Source organism: Enterococcus sp. AMC1623, assembly GCF_058216495.1.
Genome location: NZ_CM177096.1, coordinates 2,874,349 through 2,895,552, shown reverse-complemented (window position 1 = coordinate 2,895,552; position 21,204 = coordinate 2,874,349). Strand labels below are relative to the sequence as shown.

17 protein-coding genes are annotated in these 21,204 nt (G+C 36.7%); 4 read left to right on the top strand and 13 right to left on the bottom strand.

Annotated features, from left to right (window positions below; all coding sequences use genetic code 11):
- Positions 1 to 9: 9 nt before the first annotated feature.
- The 6 genes from mutS to AC4BC7_RS14075 all read right to left on the bottom strand — a co-directional run bounded on the left by mutS (position 10) and on the right by AC4BC7_RS14075 (position 6,022).
- Positions 10 to 2,583, bottom strand: coding sequence for a DNA mismatch repair protein MutS (mutS, locus tag AC4BC7_RS14100; protein ID WP_490503142.1), 2,574 nt, complete (start codon positions 2,581 to 2,583; stop codon positions 10 to 12).
- A complete protein-coding gene (locus AC4BC7_RS14095) occupies positions 2,537 to 2,956 on the bottom strand; it encodes a YlbF family regulator (RefSeq protein ID WP_207942147.1) in 420 nt (139 codons plus the stop codon). The genes mutS and AC4BC7_RS14095 overlap by 47 nt, the downstream gene beginning before the upstream one ends.
- An 18-nt stretch (positions 2,957 to 2,974) precedes the next feature.
- Positions 2,975 to 3,772 carry a TIGR00282 family metallophosphoesterase gene (locus tag AC4BC7_RS14090; RefSeq protein ID WP_207942148.1) on the bottom strand — a complete coding sequence of 266 codons (798 nt, stop codon included), beginning with the start codon at positions 3,770 to 3,772 and terminating at the stop codon, positions 2,975 to 2,977.
- Positions 3,773 to 3,865: 93 nt separating this feature from the next.
- Complete coding sequence (gene mgsA / locus AC4BC7_RS14085; protein WP_207942149.1) at positions 3,866 to 4,288, bottom strand: methylglyoxal synthase; 423 nt, start codon at positions 4,286 to 4,288, stop codon at positions 3,866 to 3,868.
- 12 nt (positions 4,289 to 4,300) lie between these two features.
- Positions 4,301 to 5,086 carry a Cof-type HAD-IIB family hydrolase gene (locus AC4BC7_RS14080; RefSeq protein WP_207942150.1) on the bottom strand — a complete coding sequence of 262 codons (786 nt, stop codon included), beginning with the start codon at positions 5,084 to 5,086 and terminating at the stop codon, positions 4,301 to 4,303.
- 138 nt (positions 5,087 to 5,224) lie between these two features.
- Entirely contained in the window at positions 5,225 to 6,022 is a 798-nt protein-coding gene (locus AC4BC7_RS14075) for a formate/nitrite transporter family protein (protein WP_207942308.1), read from the bottom strand.
- A 559-nt stretch (positions 6,023 to 6,581) separates the two neighbouring features.
- Here AC4BC7_RS14075 and rpsD point away from each other — a divergent pair.
- Positions 6,582 to 7,193, top strand: coding sequence for a 30S ribosomal protein S4 (gene rpsD / locus AC4BC7_RS14070; RefSeq protein ID WP_207942151.1), 612 nt, complete (start codon positions 6,582 to 6,584; stop codon positions 7,191 to 7,193).
- Between the two features lie 108 nt (positions 7,194 to 7,301).
- Here rpsD and AC4BC7_RS14065 read toward each other — a convergent pair whose 3' ends face one another.
- Positions 7,302 to 8,693, bottom strand: coding sequence for a citrate/2-methylcitrate synthase (locus AC4BC7_RS14065; RefSeq protein WP_490503141.1), 1,392 nt, complete (start codon positions 8,691 to 8,693; stop codon positions 7,302 to 7,304).
- 179 nt (positions 8,694 to 8,872) lie between these two features.
- Between AC4BC7_RS14065 and acnA the strand changes: the two genes are divergently transcribed.
- From acnA to AC4BC7_RS14050, 3 genes are all read left to right on the top strand, one after another.
- Entirely contained in the window at positions 8,873 to 11,548 is a 2,676-nt protein-coding gene (gene acnA, locus AC4BC7_RS14060) for an aconitate hydratase AcnA (RefSeq protein WP_207942153.1), read from the top strand.
- A 43-nt stretch (positions 11,549 to 11,591) separates the two neighbouring features.
- The gene (icd, locus tag AC4BC7_RS14055; RefSeq protein WP_207942154.1) at positions 11,592 to 12,860 is read left to right on the top strand and encodes an NADP-dependent isocitrate dehydrogenase; all 1,269 of its coding nucleotides are present in this window, start codon (positions 11,592 to 11,594) and stop codon (positions 12,858 to 12,860) included.
- Between the two features lie 128 nt (positions 12,861 to 12,988).
- Entirely contained in the window at positions 12,989 to 13,531 is a 543-nt protein-coding gene (locus AC4BC7_RS14050) for a biotin transporter BioY (RefSeq protein WP_207942155.1), read from the top strand.
- A 152-nt stretch (positions 13,532 to 13,683) separates the two neighbouring features.
- Here the strand turns inward: AC4BC7_RS14050 and AC4BC7_RS14045 are convergent, their stop codons facing one another.
- The 6 genes from AC4BC7_RS14045 to AC4BC7_RS14020 all read right to left on the bottom strand — a co-directional run bounded on the left by AC4BC7_RS14045 (position 13,684) and on the right by AC4BC7_RS14020 (position 21,122).
- Entirely contained in the window at positions 13,684 to 14,604 is a 921-nt protein-coding gene (locus tag AC4BC7_RS14045; protein WP_490503140.1) for an RNA-guided endonuclease TnpB family protein, read from the bottom strand.
- 20 nt (positions 14,605 to 14,624) lie between these two features.
- Positions 14,625 to 15,563 (bottom strand): ATP-binding cassette domain-containing protein, encoded by a 939-nt coding sequence (locus tag AC4BC7_RS14040; RefSeq protein WP_490503139.1) that lies wholly within the window; start codon positions 15,561 to 15,563, stop codon positions 14,625 to 14,627.
- Positions 15,556 to 16,635 (bottom strand): ABC transporter ATP-binding protein, encoded by a 1,080-nt coding sequence (locus AC4BC7_RS14035; protein ID WP_207942158.1) that lies wholly within the window; start codon positions 16,633 to 16,635, stop codon positions 15,556 to 15,558. The genes AC4BC7_RS14040 and AC4BC7_RS14035 overlap by 8 nt, the downstream gene beginning before the upstream one ends.
- 11 nt (positions 16,636 to 16,646) lie before the next feature.
- The gene (gene oppC, locus AC4BC7_RS14030) at positions 16,647 to 17,582 is read right to left on the bottom strand and encodes an oligopeptide ABC transporter permease OppC (protein ID WP_207942159.1); all 936 of its coding nucleotides are present in this window, start codon (positions 17,580 to 17,582) and stop codon (positions 16,647 to 16,649) included.
- Positions 17,583 to 17,584: 2 nt separating this feature from the next.
- Complete coding sequence (locus tag AC4BC7_RS14025) at positions 17,585 to 19,072, bottom strand: ABC transporter permease (protein ID WP_490503138.1); 1,488 nt, start codon at positions 19,070 to 19,072, stop codon at positions 17,585 to 17,587.
- Positions 19,073 to 19,139: 67 nt separating this feature from the next.
- On the bottom strand, positions 19,140 to 21,122 hold the full coding sequence (locus AC4BC7_RS14020) for a peptide ABC transporter substrate-binding protein (protein WP_207942161.1): 1,983 nt from the start codon (positions 21,120 to 21,122) through the stop codon (positions 19,140 to 19,142).
- Positions 21,123 to 21,204 lie beyond the last annotated feature (82 nt).

The following is a 21,204-nucleotide window of genomic DNA, read 5'->3' as shown; positions in this document are numbered from 1 at the left end:
CCCTTCTTTCTATTTTGACATTTGTTTTTTTAATTCATACAGCGCATTTAACGCATCCATCGGGGTCATTTCTAAAACATTTAAGGCTTGTAGCTGCTCTAACACTTTCTGCTCTTGTGGATTTCCTTCTCCAAATAAAGATAATTGTTCTGTTTCTTCTATTATAATTGGTTTTTCTACAAGAGGCGACGTTGGTGAGTTGTGTCCTTCTTCCAACGCTTGTAAAATGACATCTGCCCGTTGCAATAGTTCGTGTGGTAATCCAGCAATCTTCGCCACATGAATACCATAACTTTTATCTGCAGGACCTTCCATCATTTTGTGCAAGAACACAACTTCTCCATCTTTTTCGACAGCACCGACATGAATATTGCGTAAACGTGGTAATTCTTCATCCAACACGGTAAGTTCGTGATAGTGAGTTGAAAAGAGTGTTTTAGCTTGGACTTCTTTATGGATGTATTCAATAATCGCTTGAGCTAAGGCCATGCCATCATACGTAGCAGTTCCTCGTCCCAATTCATCAAACAACACTAAACTATTCGGTGTCGCATAACGCAATGCTTGATTAGCTTCCATCATTTCGACCATGAACGTACTTTGACCAGCAATCAAGTCATCGCTAGCGCCAATTCGCGTAAAGATACGATCAAAAATCGGCATATTAGCAGACTGTGCTGGAACAAAACAGCCAATTTGAGCCATCACTACAGTTAAAGCCAATTGACGCATGTACGTACTTTTACCAGACATATTCGGTCCAGTAATTAAGAGAATTAACGTTTCCTGATTCATATCGATCGTATTAGGAATGTATTCTTGATGACCTAATACTTTTTCTACGACTGGATGGCGACCGTCAACGATGTTTAATATTTTTTCCGTATTGAGTTCTGGACGAATATATTGATAACGTTCGCTAATTGTCGCAAAACTTTGGAGCACATCGACACTACTAATCGCTTTAGCTAAACGTTGTAAACGATCAATGGCTTTTTTTACTTCTTCTCGAACTTCTAAAAATAAACGATATTCCAAATCAACTGATTGTTCTTCTGCTTCTAGAATTAATTTTTCTAATTCTTTTAATTCCGGTGTAATGAATCGTTCCGCATTAGCTAGCGTTTGCTTGCGATCATAACGCCCTTCTTCCAAATTAGTCAAATTCGATTTAGTCACTTCAATGTAATAACCAAACACGCGATTGAAACCAACTTTCAAATTCTTAATTCCGGTAGCTTGACGCTCTTTGGCTTCTAACTCAGCTAACCATTTTTTTCCATTACGCATGGCTTCTCGGTATTGATCTAATTGATCGTTAAAGCCATTTTTAATAATATTGCCTTCCGTAACTTGTAGGGGTGCGTCTTCATTAATCGCTGTATCAATCAACGAGACTAAATCATCCATTGGTTCTAAACGAGTTAATAGTTCCGACCATTCTCCATGGTCAATTCCGGATAAAATAGCATGGATATACGGCACTTGTTGTAAAGATGTTCGTAATTGAATTAAATCGCGACCGTTGACACTACCAAATGCCACACGGCCAGCTAAACGTTCCAAATCATAGACTTTCGTTAGCGCTTCTTGTAAATCAGCTCGTTCAAAAAAGGCATGGATTAACGAAGCGACTTGATTCTGACGCGCAGTGATTTGGCTTTGTTGAATTAACGGGCGATCTAACCATTGTTTTAACAAACGACCACCCATTGCTGTTTTTGTTTCATCTAACAACCATAGTAAGGTTCCTTGTTTTTTTCCTGTACGAATGGATTGCGTTAGTTCCAGATTAAATTTTGAATAATAGTCCATTTTCAAGAAATGATCTGGTTGATAAGCGACCGCCTTTTGAATATGGTCTAAGCTGCGTTTTTGTGTAACTGCTAAATAGCTTAACAGTTTGCCAGTCACTTCTTTTTCTAAAGGATTCGTTAATTCGCTAGTTAGAAATTGAAACTCTGAATTTTCTTCATAAGCTTCTTGCGTAGAAAAAATCACTCCTAAGCGACTTTCTAATAATTCACTAACACTTACTGGAATGTCACTAGTAAACACCACTTCTTTGGTTTGCAAAGCGGACGCTTCATTCAAAACCGCTTCTTCATCTTCCAAAACTGCGGAACGTAATTCACCGGTTGTCAAATCAACGTAAGCAAATCCATAGTGTGTACCGTCAAATGCTAAAGCAGTCAAAAAATTATTATCTTTCGCAGATAATCCTTTGCCATCCATGACTGTACCTGGTGTAACTAATTGAACAACTTCTCGCTTGACCATGCCCTTAGTTGTTTTAGGATCTTCAACTTGCTCACAAATCGCAACTTTGTAGCCTTGTTCAACCAAAGTATCAATATAATTCGCAGCTGCATGATACGGTACTCCACACATCGGGATAGGGTCCTCAGCATTTTTATTGCGACTGGTTAAAGTTAATTCCAATAATTGCGCAACTTGTAGCGCATCCTCATAAAATAATTCGTAAAAATCCCCTAAGCGATAGAACAAAAAAGCATCTTGATATTGAGCCTTAATGCTAAAATATTGTTCCATCATTGGGGTATGCTTCGTTTTTTGAGGCATTTGTTTCTTCCTCCTCAATTGCTTGATTCACTTGCTGTTGCAAGCTAGTTGTTACATAGTGCAATAAATCGTTCGCTTCCATTAATTTTTCGCGATAAGCAATCACCAATGGATGCTCGGCATACTCTTTATTTAATTCATTAATACGGGCAATCGCTTGGCGTTCTGCTTCTGGTTTGCCATAGTGGGCATATTGGACCGCATCTTTTTGTGCACGTTTAATCGCTTCTTCAATTTCTTTTAAGTGTGCATTTTGACGTGCTTTTTTTTGCACTTTTTTGAACTCTTTGATGATTTCATGTTCTGCTAATAAATCTAGTAAGACAGTTAATTCCTGCTGAATTTGTGGTTCTTGCTCTAAAGGACTCAACATCTTTCCCTCGCTTCTTGATTATTCTGTAAACGGGCGATCTTCACTAATTTGAATCGGTTGAATCGATTTGGCTTTTCCTGTCTGTTCATTAATTTCAATAATACATGCCGACAAAATACTACGGCCTTGTTCCACAACTTCAAATCGCTGTGGTAAAGCAGTTAAGAATTTCTCAATGACCGCTTCACGTTTCATACCTAAAATCCCATCATAAGGTCCTGTCATACCAACATCAGACAAATATGCAGTGCCTTGCGGTAAAATTCGTGCGTCATTTGTTTGCACATGCGTATGCGTACCTACAACAGCTGAGACACGACCATCTAAATACCATCCCATCGCTTGTTTTTCACTCGTTGTTTCACCATGGAAATCAACAAAAATGAAAGGTGTCCGTTTACGCGCTTCCGTTACTAATTCATCCGCTTTTTTAAACGGATCATCTATATCCACCATAAACGAACGTGCTTGTAAATTAATAACCGCCAATTCAATTGCATTGACTTTCACATAAACAATCCCTTTTCCTGGTGCTGCTTCTGGGAAATTTGCTGGGCGAATCATTTTTTTTGCATCATCAATGAAGTCAAAAATTGCTCGATTATCCCATGTATGATTACCAAGTGTGACTACATCAACACCATCTTGTAAAAATTTTTTGTAGATTTTCTCAGTGATTCCACGACCAGCTGCCGCATTTTCACCGTTTAAAATTGTGACTTGAGGACGATAAACCTTTTTCAACTTAGGTAAATAATCCGTAATTGTTTCTCTTCCTAATGACCCAACTACATCACCAATAAATAAAACCCGCACATATTTTCCTCTTCTCTATTAACATCTTTCCCCATTATAAAGGTTTTAGAGTAGAAAAAAAAGAGTTTGGGATTCCAAACTCTTTTAAGAAAGTTAAAAGGACAACGGTGTATGATCTAATTCATGAACCACTTCTCGAAAATCTGCAAAGCCAGCTTCTAAGCCACGAATCAAAATTTCTGCCGTCCCAATGTTTGTTGCTAACGGAATTTCATAGACATCTGACAAACGGATTAATGCCGTCACATCAGGTTCATGTGGTTGGGCAGCTAGTGGGTCACGTAAAAAAATCACCATATCTAAAGCATCTTCTGAAATCATCGCACCAATTTGTTGATCTCCACCTAGTGGTCCCGACTTAAAGCGATGCACCGGCAATTCCGTCTCATCTTGAATTCTACCGCCTGTGGTTCCTGTTGCAAAAAGTTCATGTTGCTCCAAGATATGTTTGTAAGCACCAACTAATTTTACCATTAAGTCTTTTTTACGATCATGAGCAATTAACGCAATTTTCATAGTGAACTCCTCCTACTTTCCTGTTAAAAAACCTAACTCCATCAATGCTTTCCAAATGCCATCATTGTCATTATCTGAAGTAATCATATCGGCATATTGACGAACTTCATCTGATGCATTTCCCATCGCCACACCCACGCCTGAAGCAGCTAACATTTCTCGATCATTCATGCCATCACCAAAGCTGATGACGTCGTCTTTTGTTAAACCAACTTGCTCAGCTACATGTAAGATAGTCGTCGCTTTTGAACCTCCTTTTGGTATGACATCCACACATTTTTCATGCCAACGAACAAAATGCAACTCTGGATATTTATCATCAAAAAAATGTTCCAATTGAGCATCATAAAAAGCCAAAACTTGATAAACATCAGCAGTATCCAGAAATGTTGGATCTAAATCAGGGGTCATCGAACCAAAAGAACTCATTGCTTCTTCCATTCGCTCGGGGTCAAAAGTTGTTGAACGTTTCGAAACATCTAAACCAATAAACGACGTATCAATCAACATGTCATGCGCTTCCTTGAGAAATGCACGAACTTGTTCTTGCGGCAATAAATTTTTATAAACTTGTTTGTGATTCATAAAAGCCGCAGCACCATTACAAAGAATATAATTATCAAATTTAAATGTTTCAATCACTGGTTTAGCTAAGTAACGGCTGCGACCAGTGGCTACGGTTACAAAATGTCCTGCTTTTCGTAATTCTTCTAGTGCAGTGACAGTACTCGGCAAAGCTTGTTTCGTTGAATCTAAAAGCGTTCCATCAATATCAAAGGCAAATAATTTACGTTCCACGTTTGTTAACTCGCTTTCTTTTATTTCTTACTTACTACTAAAACATAGTTATCTTGTCTTTTCAACATTCTTGATTTTTTTCTAACGTAAAAAAAGATTGCTACACCTCGAAAGATGCAGCAACCTTTTTTGAATTGTTTAATCAACATAATTTGATTTTGAATTATTTAACCATGCATATACTAATCCTACGACTAGTCCCCCACCAATATAGTTTCCAATTAAAGCAAAAGTTAAATTATGAATAACATTCCCAAAAGTCATCGCTTCAATCGTTCCATGAGAAGCAAAATAAGCAAGTGAAAATGCTGGAAAATTCGCGATAACGTGCTCGTATCCTAAGAAAGCGAAAATGAAAATGATAAAGATAATTGACAATACTTTGCTGGCATCATCTTTCATACGCATACTTACTAAAACAGCCGTATTTACGACAATATTTGCAAAAACACCTTCAACGAGAATTTGGATAGTTGATTTATTTAGTTTCGCCGCAATAGATTCAAACATATAATTATCAGCTGGTAAATTTTGGAATGGACCGGTTAGCGATATTAAATAACCAAACAAAATACCACCAATTAAATTAAAGAGAATACATGTGAATAATATCTTACAAGCGAGACTCACTGACAAACGTTTGCGATAAACACCAACCGTCATATATAACATATTCGACGTTCCTAATTCCGCATTCATATACAAAATCATTACCAATGACCAACTAAACATAAATGCATATAACATTTTCCCTAACCCATGTGCAATATCTTCGCCTTTCATCGCAATCGAAAAAGCAATAGCCGTTCCTAACGTTAAAAATAAACAGGCCAACATCGCACGCACAGCATAACGTACATAACTTTTTTCGATTAGATCCACTTTTTTACCGATGGACGAATCAATTTTTTCAAACAAGGGGGAGATTGGATTCATCATTTTTTTCACCTTCGCTTCTTTTTTTCAAACTTACTCTCTCATTTTAAAGAGAAACATTTCATTTGTAAAGAATTTTGTGAAAAAGATTACTTTCTTTTTCTTTTTTTCTCGTCCTCTTTCATTATTTTTTCATAAAAGCGTATTTATCAAAGGTTAGCCCTACTTTTCATTTCTGTTTCATGGATTTTTATCGCTTGAATTTCATTCATCCGCTATTTTATTTAACGTACATTGTGATAATATAAGCGAAAATTTCCAACCTCTATGAAATAACATTATTTTATTTCCATCGTATTTTTCACAAATTTTACAAAAACAGTCTGTAATGACCAGTGAATTAGGCTTGACAATTTCGCTTGATTTATCATATACTATTCTTTGTGTAAAATAATGCAGCAGAAAAATAATTATACGTCACCAGTTCGTTGCCCTCTACGGGTGCAATTGCGTAACCGCGGCTGCGAAGGTGAAGGTTGAAGAACGAACTACACGTATTGTGAATTTTTCATCGGATTATTTTACTCCAAAAAACTTATTTTATTGGAGGAATTTTTAAATGTCTCGTTATACAGGACCATCATGGAAACTTTCTCGTCGCTTAGGTATTTCTTTATCTGGCACTGGAAAAGAATTAGCTCGTCGCCCATACGCACCAGGACAACACGGACCAAACAGTCGTGGCTCTCGTTCTGAATATGGATTGCAATTAAACGAAAAACAAAAACTACGTCATATGTATGGTATGAATGAACGTCAATTCCGTACTTTATTCGTACAAGCTAGCAAAATTAAAGAAGGAAAACACGGTGTTAACTTCATGGTATTATTAGAACGTCGTTTAGACAACGTTGTTTACCGTTTAGGTTTAGCAACTACTCGTCGTCAAGCACGTCAATTAGTTAACCACGGTCACATCACTGTTGATGGCAAGCGTGTTGATATCCCTTCATTCCGCGTTGAAGTTGGTCAAGTGATCGGCGTTCGCGAAAAATCTAAAGGTATTCCTACTATTAAAGAAGCTGTTGAAGCAACTGTTGGTCGCTCAGCATTTGTAAGCTTCGATGCTGATAAACTAGAAGGCTCATTAACTCGTTTACCAGAACGTGACGAATTAACTCTTGAAGTTGATGAAGCTTTAGTCGTTGAATACTACAACCAAAAACTATAAGAAAATTATTCTTACATCCAAAACTTTATTTACAGAGTTTTGGATGTTTTTTTATCAAAAAAACACAACGCTAACTGCTATTAAATAGTAGTTAGCGTTGTATCTTTTTTATGCACCTTTATGGATTGATTCCAGTGAACGTTCTTCTAACGTTTGATAATGGCGATCCACAGATACTTCTTTGTAAGCTGGACGCATAATTTTTTGTGCATTAATTAACTCTTCAATCCGATGTGCTGACCAACCCACAATCCGAGCAATAGCAAAAATTGGCGTATATAATTCAGACGGCAAACCCAACATACTATAAACAAATCCGCTGAAAAAGTCGATATTCGCACTAACTCCTTTGTACATTCGACGCTTTTCTCCAATAATTTCTGGTGCCACTCGTTCAACCAACGTATATAAATTATATTCTGCTTGAGCTTCTGCGCCTTTTTCTTCCGCTAATTTAGATACATAGCGTTTGAAAATCGCCGCACGAGGATCATTGTCACTATAAATCGCATGACCCATGCCATAAATTAATCCTTTTTTATCAAATTCTTTTTTATCTAAGATATCTGATAAATATTGACGGACAGCATCTTCATCCGAATAATCTGAAACCTTGTCTTTTAAATCTTCCATCATTTGCGTCACTTTAATATTCGCACCGCCATGTTTTGGACCTTTTAATGAGCCTAACGCTGCAGCAATCGTTGAATACGTATCCGAACCACTAGAAGTAACCACACGTGTAGTAAACGTAGAGTTATTTCCTCCACCATGTTCCATATGTAGCACTAATGCCATATCTAAAGTTTGTGCTTCTTGTGGGGTATATTGTTTATCTGGGCGCAACATCGTTAAAATTGTTTCAGCTGTACTTAATCCAATCTGCGGACGATGAATGTACATACTTTCATCTTTTGTATAATGATTATATGCATGGTAGGCATACACTGCTAACATTGGAAAAACGGCAATTAAGTTTAAGCTTTGATCTAAAACGTTCTCAATACTTACGTCATCAGCTTTATCATCATAACTAGCTAAGGTTAGAATACTACGAGATAAGCTGTTCATGATACTTTCTGGCGGAGCTTTCATAATCACGTCACGTACAAAATTAGTTGGTAAAGTACGTCTTTTAGCAATAATTTCTTGAAAATCATACAATTCTTTATCTGAAGGCAGCTCTCCAAAAAGTAATAAATATGCAACTTCCTCGAAACCAAATCGCCCTTCTGAAACGAAGCCATTCACCAATTCATCGATATCGATTCCACGGTAACGTAACTCACCTACACCTGGAATTTCCTCACCGTTGACAATCTTTTCCGGATAAATTGTTGAAATGTTTGTCAGCCCAACAACGACCCCTTTTCCATTGTTATCACGCAACCCCCGCTTTACATCGTTTTCTGTATAAAGTTGCACATCTATTTTATCATTTGCATAACATCTTAAAGCGAGTTCTTCTAAACTTGGAAAGGAATTTTGATATTCTCCCACTTTTTTTCCTCCTATTCTACCTTCTTTTGATAATTTTGCTCATTTTTTTAAAACAAATTATGGAAACCATTATAACATGATAAGTTAAAAATGAAAGAATTAAAATTTATTGATTTGCTTTTTCAGAATAAAAACGTATAATTATACTAAGACTCTAAAATAGAATTGGAGGCATTTTAATGCATTGGAAGAAACATTTAAAATTAAATAGTACTGAATATGATTATTGTGCAATTGCTGATGTAGTGAAAGAATACAATGGAAACTTAGCCGCTTTACCTTACTCTATTCGTGTTCTACTAGAAAGTGTTGCTCGCCATCTTGGTGAAGACGTAACTGAAGAAAACATTGACACTTTAGTGAATTGGAACCCAGATACCCCTCAAGGAGTTGTCCCTTTTAAACCAGCCCGCGTTGTCTTACAAGATTTTACTGGCGTTCCTGCTGTCGTAGATTTAGCTGCGATGCGTGATGCAATTGTTTCACTAGGAGGAAATGCTTCAGACATCAATCCTGAAATTCCCGTTACCTTAGTCGTTGACCATTCCGTTCAAGTTGATGCTTCTGGTCGTCCTGAAGCAATTGCGATTAATACGGAAAGAGAATTTGAACGTAATCAAGAACGTTATCAATTCTTAAAATGGGCACAACAATCGTTTAATGATTTTGAAGTGGTACCTCCAGAAACTGGAATCATTCACCAAGTAAACATTGAATCTTTATCTGATGTTGTCATCAGTAAAGAAGTGGATGGTAAAATTTTATTATTCCCAGACACATTACAAGGCACAGACTCACATACCACAATGATTAATGGATTAGGCGTTCTAGGTTGGGGCGTTGGCGGAATTGAAGCCGAAGCAGCTATTTTAGGAGAAGCTTCTTTCTTCCCAACACCTGAAGTTATCGGCGTTGAATTCGTTGGTTCTTTTCCAGCTGGAACAACAGCAACCGACTTAGCACTTGCGGTCACTGAACGTTTACGTAATGAAAAAGTAGTAGGAAAATTTGTTGAATATTTTGGAACAAGTTATTCTGAATTAAGTTTAGCAGACCGTGCCACTTTGGCAAACATGGCCCCTGAATATGGTGCAACTTGTGGATTCTGTCCAATTGATGAAGAAACATTAAATTACATGGCAACTACTGGTCGTTCACCTGAATTAATTGAACTAGTAGAAACTTATGCCAAAGAAAATCATTTGTTTTACGACAAAGATGTTGTACCAACCTATACAAAAGTCATTACCATTGATTTAGATGACATCCAACCATCACTTGCTGGACCAAAACGTCCACAAGACCGGATTACATTGTCAAATGTAGCAGAAGATTTCGACCAATCTATTCAAGCACCTGTAGGTCCAAAAGGCTTTGGTTTACCAGTAGAAGAATTAGAGAAAACTGCTGAAATCAAATGGGATAAAGAAGATAATCTGATCCATACTGGAGATGTCTTATTAGCTGCGATTACTAGCTGTACAAATACAAGTAACCCGTTCGTTATGCTTTCAGCTGGCTTGCTTGCTAGAAATGCTGTTGAAAAGGGCTTAAAAGTACCTGCTTATGTCAAAACATCATTAGCACCAGGTTCAAAAATCGTTACTTCTTACTTATCTAAAAGTGGTTTATTGCCTTACTTGGAAAAATTAGGTTTTTACCTAGTTGGTTATGGCTGTACGACATGTATCGGAAATTCTGGTCCTTTAGATGACGCTATTTCAGATGCGATTCAAGAAGAACAGTTATTAGTTTCTTCTGTTTTGTCAGGAAACCGTAACTTTGAAGGCCGTATCCATCCATTAATCAAAGCGAACTACCTTGCTTCACCGCCATTAGTTGTCGCATACGCATTAGCTGGGACAGTCCGCAAAGATTTGACTAAAGAACCACTAGGAATTGGTAACGATGGCCAACCCGTGATGTTAAACGATATTTGGCCAAGTGCAGAAGAAGTACAAGACTGTATCCAAAAATATGTTTCACCGGATGCCTTTAAAGAAGCTTATTCGCACTTATTTGATGCCAATGAACGTTGGAATGAAATCGAAACAACAACTAGTGACTGTTACGAATGGGAAGAAGAATCAACGTATATTGCGAACCCACCATTCTTTGATGGTTTAACCAAAGAATTACCCAAACAAGGAACACTAGAAAATCTACACGTCTTAGCTAAGTTAGCTGATTCCGTAACAACCGACCATATCTCTCCTGCTGGAAGTATTGGTTTAGATTCTCCTGCTGGGAAATACTTAAAAGAAAAAGGTGTCACTTATCGTGATTTCAACTCATTTGGTTCTCGTCGAGGTAATCATGAAATTATGATGCGTGGCACATTCGGAAATATTCGTCTACAAAACCAATTAGTTCCTGGAAGTACAGGTAGCGTTACTAGATACTTACCAACTGGAGAAGAAATGTCGATTTACGATGCGTCGATGAAATATCAAGAAAACAATATTGGTGGGATTGTCCTTGCAGGAAAAGATTACGGTATGGGCTCTTCTCGTGACTGGGCAGCTAAAGGAACGCAATTATTAGGCGTAAAAGCTGTTTTAGCGGAAAGTTTTGAACGTATCCACCGTAGTAACTTAGTGATGATGGGTGTTGTTCCATTGGAATACTTAAATGGTGATACCGCAGAATCACTTGGTTTAAATGGGGAAGAAACATTTGATATCTTCCTACCTGAAGAACCCGAAGTCCAACAATTAATTGATGTCATTGCTAAAAAAGCCGATGGAACTGAGATTCGTTTCACTACTCGTCTACGCTTTGACGCCCCTGCAGATATTCGCTATTGGAAAAATCAAGGTATTTTACCAATGGTGATCCGTAAAAAAATGGCGTAACACTGTCTCAAACGATAAATTACTATAAGCTAGGAGAAATTTTATGACATATATCACTGTAACAAATGGTCAACGTACCATTCCAAATACACCAACCATCCCGTTTATTGCGGGAGATGGTGTTGGTGCTGAAATTTGGGCAGCTTCACAACCTGTATTTGATGCGGCAATTGAAAAAGCCTATGGCGATGATAAGAAAATTTTCTGGCAAGAAATTTTAGCTGGTGAAAAAGCTTTTGAAGAAACAGGCAGTTGGTTGCCTGACCACACATTAGATGCCATTGAACAAGCAAAAGTTGCCTTAAAAGGGCCTTTAACTACTCCAGTCGGTGGTGGAATCCGCTCATTAAATGTTACTTTACGTCAAACGTTAGATTTATTTGCTTGTGTTCGTCCCGTTCGTTATTTTGAAGGTGTACCTTCTCCTGTCAAAGAGCCTGAAAAAACGGATATGGTGATTTTTCGAGAAAATACAGAAGATGTTTATGCAGGTATTGAATTTGCAAAAGGCGAAGCTGAAACCAAACAATTGATTGAACTATTACAAGAACAATTTGCGGTAAAAAATATTCGCTTCCCAGAAACTGCAGCCATTGGGGTGAAACCTGTTTCTGAAGAAGGTAGCAAACGATTAATTGGTGCGGCAATTGATTTTGCAATTGCGCAAAAGCGTCCAACAGTAACCTTGGTTCATAAAGGAAATATTATGAAGTTCACAGAAGGTGGCTTCAAATTGTGGGGCTATGAATTAGCAGAAACGACCTACAAAGACGAGTGCTTTACAATGCATCAATATCAAACAATCAAACAAACGGATGGTGCTGAGGCTGCGGATACAGCATTAAACGAAGCCAAAGCTCAAGGGAAAATCATCGTGAATGATGTCATTGCTGATAACTTCTTACAACAAATTTTATTGTATCCTGAAAAATACGATGTGATTGCAACCTGTAACTTAAATGGTGATTATATTTCAGACGCCTTAGCTGCTCAAGTTGGTGGGATTGGAATTGCTCCTGGTGGTAACATCAACTACGACACAGGATATGCTATTTTTGAAGCAACACATGGAACTGCACCCGATATTGCTGGACAAGGGAAAGCTAATCCTTGTTCTTTACTCCTTTCAGGGGGAATGTTATTAGAATATCTTGGTTGGCAAGAAGCAGCTGATTTGATTACAAAAGCAATTGAAGAAGCGATTCGCACGAAAAAAGTGACATCAGATTTTGCTCATGCCATGAATGATGCAGTTGAATTGTCAACACAAGAATTTGGGTCATTTTTAGTATCAATCATCAAAGAATTATAAACATGAAGACAGCTCTTGCAGCTGTCTTTTTTTGTTAACTATTTATTTACACAAGGTTAACGTTATGCCATACTCAATCCATCGTTAACAAAAATAAAATTTTAGGTTTACAGAAAGTGAGTGTATGTATGAAATTATCTTTAAAAGAACAAATTACAGCAGCCATATTCGCTGGAATCATTGCTGTTTTTTCACAAATTGTGATTCCTATTGGCGTAGTTCCATTTAGTATGCAAACATTTATCGTCGGTTTAACCGTTACGATTTTAGGACGTAAAGTGGGAACTTGGGCAATTATCATTTATTTATTACTCGGTCTCATCGGTTTGCCTGTCTATGCTGGCTTTGGTAGCGGTATTGCTTCTATTCTAGGGCCAACAGGTGGCTATTTAATCGGTTTTGTATTCACAGGACTTATCCTTGGTACCTTATTAAAAAAAGTCCCTACAACCTATTTTTGGGTTATTTCAGCTAACTTAATTGGTTTTATCATTACCTTGTTATTTGGAAGTATTTGGCTAAAATTTGCTACCGATATGACATGGGCTGCTGCCCTTTCAGGTGGCTTTATTACTTTCTTAATTCCAGAAATTATTAAAGCTGTAGTCGCTGGAACACTGGGTGTCTTTTTAATTCAACGATTACCTGAAAAATTTTTAGTAACGAGATAAACAAAAGAAGCGTACGAGCAATGCTCGACGCTTCTTTTTTATGATTTTTCATAATTAGTGGGCAGAAATTCCTAGAAACAAAAATCGTTCAATTTTTTCTATAACCTAGGCTATCCCTGGCGCCCCTTCCAGTTCTTACCTTACTTTTTGGTTTAGCTAATAATTACTTGTTTTCCATACCACTCTGATTTATAACGCAACTTACTTAAAAACTGTTGCCAATCATTTGACGTAAATTCCTGTTTCAGATACTTATCCTCTGAATTATTCTCTTGCACGAAAATGTAATCAAAATTCTCGACTAGAAAATAAGAGAGCTGATTAATAAAATCTTCCTTTTTATATTTGCGTCGAACCAGAAGTCGATTCATTTTTTCTTTTTGTTTTTGATAATTTTTAGCATTTGCTAATAAAACTTTCCGTTTCTTCGCAATTTTTGCACGTAATCGTAATTTCCGTTTCGCGTGATTAATTTGTCCCAATAATTTTTCTTGATTAAAGTGAATCGGACAAATTTCTTCTGAAAAATGAACCAGATGTCTAGGACAATATGAAATCTCAATTTTACGATGTGTTTTTTCTAATTTTTCAACTTCTTCGATACATAAAATTGAAACATAGAACTCTTCTGTATTTCTAGCAGAAATTGTTGCTGATTTAATTTCGCCTTTTATTTTACGATGCAAATTCACATCGACAAGTGATTTTAGTTTTGGTAATTTCAACTTATCATCTTCAAAATAAATCGTATGTTTTTGATTGTTTGTTGTATATGATTGCCACATATTCGATTTATTTTTTAAATTTGGAAAACCACTTTGACCACTGTAATAACGACGAAATGCTTTCTCTAAATTACGTTGAGCATTCGACAAAGCCAAACTATCTGTATCTTTTAAAAACGGATAATCTTTTTTTAATAGAGCTGGCGTTAATTTACTTTCACTGTTTTGCTTGCGATGCATCAAAAGATGGTTATAGGTAAAACGAACACAACCAAATGTTTGAATAAAAAACTGTTTTTGTTCTGCATCGGGATAAATTCTAAAGCGATATGCCTTTAAGACCCCCATCTTTTTTCACCACTTTTACCCTAATTTTTAACAGCTGCGCGATAACCTGCTAATTCTAGTGCATTTCCATAGACATAATGACCTGGTTTTACTTCTTCAAAACCTGGCTTATCTTTTGAATAATCGTGCATATTGGGATTATAAACAACTAATTTTTTCTTACGTGCTAAAATTGGATCTGGAATTGGGACAGCCGATAACAATGCTTTTGTATATGGATGTAATGGATTCATAAAAAGCTCTTCTGTTTCTGCTAATTCTAAAATTCTTCCTGCACGAATAACCGCAATACGGTCAGAAATAAAACGCACCACAGATAGATCATGGGCTACAAAGAAATAGGTAACATCGTCTTCTATTTGTGACTTTTTCAATAGATTTAATACTTGTGCACGAATAGACACATCTAATGCTGAAATAGGCTCATCCGCTACAACTAGTGATGGTTCCATAATTAATGCCCGAGCAATACCAATACGTTGTCTTTGTCCGCCAGAAAATTCATGTGGATAACGATACATATGCTCCGGTAATAAACCAACTTGTTCGATTAACTTTTCAACTTTTGCTATACGTTCTTCTTCATTTTTAAACAGGTTAAAATTATACAATCCTTCAGAAATAATATATTCGACAGTCGCACGCTCATTTAAAGAAGCCGATGGGTCTTGAAAAATCATTTGAATTTTACGAATTTTATCTTCTTGTTCTTTTTTGGTTAATTTTCCATTAATCCGTTTTCCTTCAAACAGAATATCGCCATTGCTGGTTTCATTTAATCCAACAATCGCACGGCCAATGGTTGTCTTTCCAGAGCCGGATTCGCCAACTAAAGAGAAAGTTTCTCCTTTGTAAATATCAAAATTGGCATCTTGTACGGCAACAAATTTTTTCTTACCTTCACCAAAAGTAATCTCTAAATCTTTAACCGATAAAATGACTTCTTTTTCTTTAGACACGAACTTCCCCTCCATCATTTAATTCAGTTATTTCTGTTAATGCGACTAATTTTTCATGCAGCCCTTGTATCAGCTCTGGTTTTTCAGCTTTCGGCGCACGAGGATCAAGCAACCATGTTTTAGCAAAATGCGTTTCTGTTACTTGAAACATAGGTGGTTCATTATCAAAGTCAACTTGCATTGCATAAGCACTACGTGGCGCAAAGGCGTCTCCTTTAATTTCTTTATATAAAGAAGGTGGTGTTCCTGGAACAGAATAAAGTTCGTCCCCTTTTTGACCTAATTGTGGTAATGACGATAACAAGCTCCATGTATATGGATGACGAGGATCATAGAAAATTTCTTCTACGGTTCCTGTTTCAATAATTTGTCCGGCATACATAACAGCAACTTTATCAGCAATTGCTGCTACCACACCTAAATCATGTGTGATAAAAATTGTTGTAAATTTATATTCTTCTTGTAATTCACGAATTAACTCCAAAATTTGAGCTTGAATAGTTACGTCTAAAGCTGTCGTTGGTTCATCACAAATCAAAATCTTAGGACGACAAGCTAACGCAATCGCTATAACAATTCGTTGACGCATCCCACCAGAGTATTGAAAAGGATATTCATCATATCGTTTTTCAGCATTGGGAATACCTGTACGGTCCATTAAATCAATGGCCATTCTTTTGGCTTCCTTAGCTGATTTCCCTTGATGTTTGATAATAACTTCTGTAATTTGTGAGCCAATTGTTTTAATTGGATTTAACGAAGTCATTGGGTCCTGGAAAATAGTCGCAATTTCTTTTCCTCGAATGCCATCCCATTCTTCATCTTTTTTCAAAGCTGCTAAATTTTTACCTTGATATTCGATTGTTCCACTTGTAATTGAACCGTTTGTTTCTAGCATACCTGTAAATGTTTTGGTAAGCACAGATTTTCCAGAGCCAGATTCACCAACAATGGCTAGTGTCTCTTGCTCTTTCAATTCAAGCGAAACATTTCGAATTGCACGTAGCTCGCGATTACGCACTCTAAAGCTTACAGAAATATTTTCAGCTTTTAAAATTGTTTTTTTCTCCATAGTGTGCCTCCTTACATATGTGTTCTTGGATCAGCAGCATCCGCCAATGTCTGTCCAACAATGTAAAGAGAAACAGAAACTAAGGCCAAAACAGTAACTGGAATCCAAAATAGATACGGGTAGTTGCTCATGTTATTTGTGTATTCTGAAATTAATTTACCTAATGATGGAACGTCAGCACTTAAACCAACACCTAAGAAGGATAAGAACGTTTCATAAGAAATAAACGCTGGCAATGACTGTGAGACATTCGTCACAATAATTGATGTTAAATACGGTAAGATATTACGGACAATCATTCGCATAGATGGTGTACCTAATGTTTTGGACGCTAAGTTATATTCTCGATCACGCATAATCATTACTTGAACACGAATGAAATAAGCCGTGTTAAGCCATCCTGTAACACACATCGCAAAAATCAAGTTCCAAAAACCACTACCAAACGTATACGATAGTACCATGATAATTAATAATTGCGGTACGTTAGTAATAACGTTGTACACTTCTAACATAACCCGGTCGATTTTTTTAGAAGTGCCCCAAATTGCGCCAACAACCACACCAATCACTGTGGTAATTAAGGTTGCTAACACACTGATTGAAATCGATGTTTTAGCCCCAGCCCAGACAGCATCAAATAAAGACATCCCGTTTTTATCTGTACCAAACCATTCTTGCATGCTTGGTGGATTGTATCGTTTTGAAAAGTCATTAATATCATCTACGTTCATAAAGTCATACCCACTAAACATAGGTTGAATAAACGCCATTAATAAAATAGCCACCATTAAAATGAGCATTGCAATAGCTACCTTACTAGAAAAAAACTTTCTTCCTACTGAACGCCAATAAGAATATGTTGGTGTATCAATCTTTTCCGAAGTCAGGGAATCAGTTGAAACAAAAGTAAAGCCGTCATTGATTTTCTTTTCTGAAGTTTCCACGGTTATTTCCCTCCTTCTGCTAAATTAATTCTTGGGTCAACCATCGCCATTGCTAAATCACCAATCAATACAGAGGTAACTGCGACAGTGGTAAAGACAAAAACAATCGCCATTACAACTGGATTATTATGTGCTTGAATGGCATCGGGTAACATTTTACCCATGCCAGGTGCAGCAAAAATTGTTTCAGTCATTGTTGCTCCAGTAATAGCACCAATAATACTCATTGGAATTTGGTTAACAATTGGAATTGCAGCATTTTTAAAGATATGTTTGCGCGCAATTTCGCGTGAATTCAATCCTTTTGCTTTGGCAAATTTTACATAATCTGCGGATTGTTGATCAATCATATAACGACGAATCCAAATAATAATATTTGAAATCGATAATAACCCTAAAATAACTGTTGGTAATATATAAGAACGAATATCTCCGGCACCAAATGTCGGGAATGAATCTGGAAGATTAAATAAACGACTACCGATAAAGCGGAAGAAATAGATAAAGGCTAAGCTTGGTACTGAAATTAACACAGTGACCAATCCAATTCCCATTTTATCTGGTAATTTCCCTTTAAAACGAGCCATAAACATTGCCAAAGGAATCCCAATTCCATAAGCAAGCAATACCGCAATAACACCCATTCTGAATGAAATTCCAATCATTGATGGATCTCGGTAATTTTTATCTGTATGTGCATAATTATCACCATACAATTGTTTGTCTCTTTCTGACAATTGGCTCGTCATTTGATATTGTCTTGAATAAACATCAACAGAAGAACGAGAAGTCTTACCATTTGCAAAGGTCACTTCTTGGCTGTCTGATTTTCCTTGTCCACCGCCAATCACTTCTGTTACATTACGACCAGCAAAGGTAGGGTAAGAAATCCCTAAGTCTAAGTGCACGATATTTTGATGAATATACGGAAATTGTTTATCAAAATAGATTTGATATTTATATTGCGTACCTGAACCAACTAAAGCCCAGCCTGCCAATTCATCGTTCGTAATACGTAGGGAGCGTTTCATATCCGTATTATCTGGATCTTGCACCTTCCATGGATGATCAATTTGTAGCATATTGGCATAAAAACGATACACACGTTTTGGTAAAGGAACATCTTTCGTAGCATAGTACGTTTTATTAAGCGGGAATTGTTTTAAATCCCACCCATTTTCTTTTGTCCATTCTTCTAAAATTTGTTGATTTTCTGCTGTTGGTTCTCCAGAAACTTCTGGATGTTCTTTTTTCACAGTATCAACTAATTTTTTTGAATTGTAATATTCAATATATCCCATCTTACTGAACGCTGTATTTTCATATTCTGCTAATTCATCAGGTTTTCCTTTTAATTTCCCGTATTGAACATCATCTTGAAAGACAGCTCTACGAGGAACTAACGAATAGATAATTGTATACGTTAGTGTTGTGACTAGGAAAATACTGAGGATTGATCGTAATATCCTAAATAAAAGGTATCGCTTCAAATTACTTCCCCTACTTTCTAAATATGTAAGCAAAAAAGGCTAAAAAGCCTTTTTTACTTGTTCTAAACTATTCTGCTGTTTCTTTTGATTTTTCTTTTTCTGCTTCCCAGTCAGCGCGTGCTTTGTCATATTGTTCCACAGTCACTGCGCTATCTTGAAGTTCAATGTATTTCAATTTATCGGCTGCAATTCCTGCCCAACCATCTGGTTTAGTATAAGGTACAGCATTTGTGATACGAGGCACACCTTCATCTGCATAAATTGGAATTTGTAGGACATTATTTAATAACCAAGCTTCCGCATCTGCATAATCTGTATAACGTTCATTCGTATTATCAGTAATTGCTGCCGCTTTATCTAATAAAGCATCGTATTCACTTAAGTTAATACTTTCTTTGGCATCTTTAGATGGATCTTCACCTTGAATTACTTCTGAACCTTCTAAACCAAGATTTTTCATATTTTCTCCTGTACGAGAATTATAAATATTCAAGTAAGTAGATGGGTCAACATAGTCAGGTCCCCAACCAGAGGCATTAGAAATATCAAAGTCGCCAGCTTCACCAGTAGTTGCTTGATAAGTCGCCGCTAAATATTTATCTTGATTTAACAATTGAATATCAATAACAACATTGTCTTTGCCTAAAGCAGCTTCAACTGTTTGTTTCAATGATTTCGCCATATTCACGTTTGTTTCACGTGTTTCTAATTGTGGGAAGTCTAAGTGAATTGGAAATTCTACGCCATCTGCTTCTAATTCAGATTTTGCTAAGTCCATATATTTTTTCGCTTTTTCAGCATTGTAATAAGCATCTTGGCCTTCTGCTAAATCAATATCACCAAACGCTTCGGAATCAAGTGCTTTTAGTTTCTCTTCAACAGTTTCTCCATAAGGTTTACCATCAATTGAAACAAATTCAGTTGGCACTAAAGTATTACGTAAACTTCTTGATGCGCCTTCTTCTCCAACATTTTGAGCATTGTATGCAGTTTTATCAAATCCAAAAAGCATAGCTAAACGGAAATTGCGATTACGAATCGCTTTTTGTGTGTCTTCTTTTTCTTTATCCGTTGTTTTTGACGTTGCATCAAATGTACCACGGTTAAAGTTAAACGTCATATTAAAGGTAGAACCACCTGTATCTGACCATGTAATAGCATCGGGATACTCTGCTACAACATCTTTATAACCTGCTGAGTTTGGATAAACACGAGCAGCTGTCAACGTGCCATCTTGATAGGCTTTAAATAAACCATCAGGATCACTACCATCATTAAATGTCCATTTGACTGAATCAATGTGAACATTATCTAAATCCCAATAGCTTTCATTTTTTTCATATTCAATCACAGATTTTGCTGTGTTATTTACTAAGATAAATGGTCCATTGTAAAGAATTCCATCTGGTTGAGGTTTTCCAAAGTCATCCCCTTTAGATGTTAAGAATTCTTCGTTAATTGGATATAATGTGCCATAAGTTGTTTTGGAATTCCAGTAAGATTCTGGTTGATTCAATGTATATTCTAAAGTATAGTCATCCACAGCTTTTACACCAACTGTAGAAAAATCATCCGTTTTTCCGTCAATATACTCAGCTAAACCTTTGATACTATCGGCTACGATGTACAATGTTTCAGAATTACTATCAACCGCATGTTTTAGACCAGTAACAAAATCATGTGCTGTGACTTCTGCACCGTATTCGTTACCTTCGCTATCCATCCATTGGACACCTTCACGGATATGGTACGTATAAGTTAAGCCATCTTCGCTAACTTCCCATGATTCAGCCATTGCAGGAACCAAATTGCCATAGCGATCATTTTCTAACAAGCCTTCAACAAAGTTCGTATAGTGATCACTATTTGTTTTACGTGAAGAAAACGTATAATCTAGTGTTTCCAAATCAGTCGCAAATACATTATTGTATTCTCTAACTAACTCACTATCTCCCCCAGAACTACCCTCTTTTTTATCCCCTCCGTTGCCGCATGCACCAAGTACAAACGTACTAACTAAAAGAGCTGTCAAAACTTTACTTTTTTTCATGTACACTCCTCCATTTTTTCTTTTTTACTCAATTGTCCTCTGTAATCCCTTTACATTCGGGAATTGTCAGAAAATTAAATCA

Excerpts from the sequence above, each read along its gene's own strand:
- AC4BC7_RS14095 (WP_207942147.1), bottom strand. The coding sequence starts at position 2,956 with ATGTTGAGTCCTTTAGAGCAAGAACCACAAATTCAGCAGGAATTAACT.
- AC4BC7_RS14035 (WP_207942158.1), bottom strand. The coding sequence starts at position 16,635 with ATGGAGAAAAAAACAATTTTAAAAGCTGAAAATATTTCTGTAAGCTTT.
- AC4BC7_RS14050 (WP_207942155.1), top strand. The coding sequence starts at position 12,989 with ATGAAATTATCTTTAAAAGAACAAATTACAGCAGCCATATTCGCTGGA.
- AC4BC7_RS14020 (WP_207942161.1), bottom strand. The coding sequence starts at position 21,122 with ATGAAAAAAAGTAAAGTTTTGACAGCTCTTTTAGTTAGTACGTTTGTA.
- rpsD (WP_207942151.1), top strand. The coding sequence starts at position 6,582 with ATGTCTCGTTATACAGGACCATCATGGAAACTTTCTCGTCGCTTAGGT.
- mgsA (WP_207942149.1), bottom strand. The coding sequence starts at position 4,288 with ATGAAAATTGCGTTAATTGCTCATGATCGTAAAAAAGACTTAATGGTA.
- mutS (WP_490503142.1), bottom strand. The coding sequence starts at position 2,583 with ATGCCTCAAAAAACGAAGCATACCCCAATGATGGAACAATATTTTAGC.
- icd (WP_207942154.1), top strand. The coding sequence starts at position 11,592 with ATGACATATATCACTGTAACAAATGGTCAACGTACCATTCCAAATACA.
- AC4BC7_RS14045 (WP_490503140.1), bottom strand. The coding sequence starts at position 14,604 with ATGGGGGTCTTAAAGGCATATCGCTTTAGAATTTATCCCGATGCAGAA.
- acnA (WP_207942153.1), top strand. The coding sequence starts at position 8,873 with ATGCATTGGAAGAAACATTTAAAATTAAATAGTACTGAATATGATTAT.
- AC4BC7_RS14075 (WP_207942308.1), bottom strand. The coding sequence starts at position 6,022 with ATGAATCCAATCTCCCCCTTGTTTGAAAAAATTGATTCGTCCATCGGT.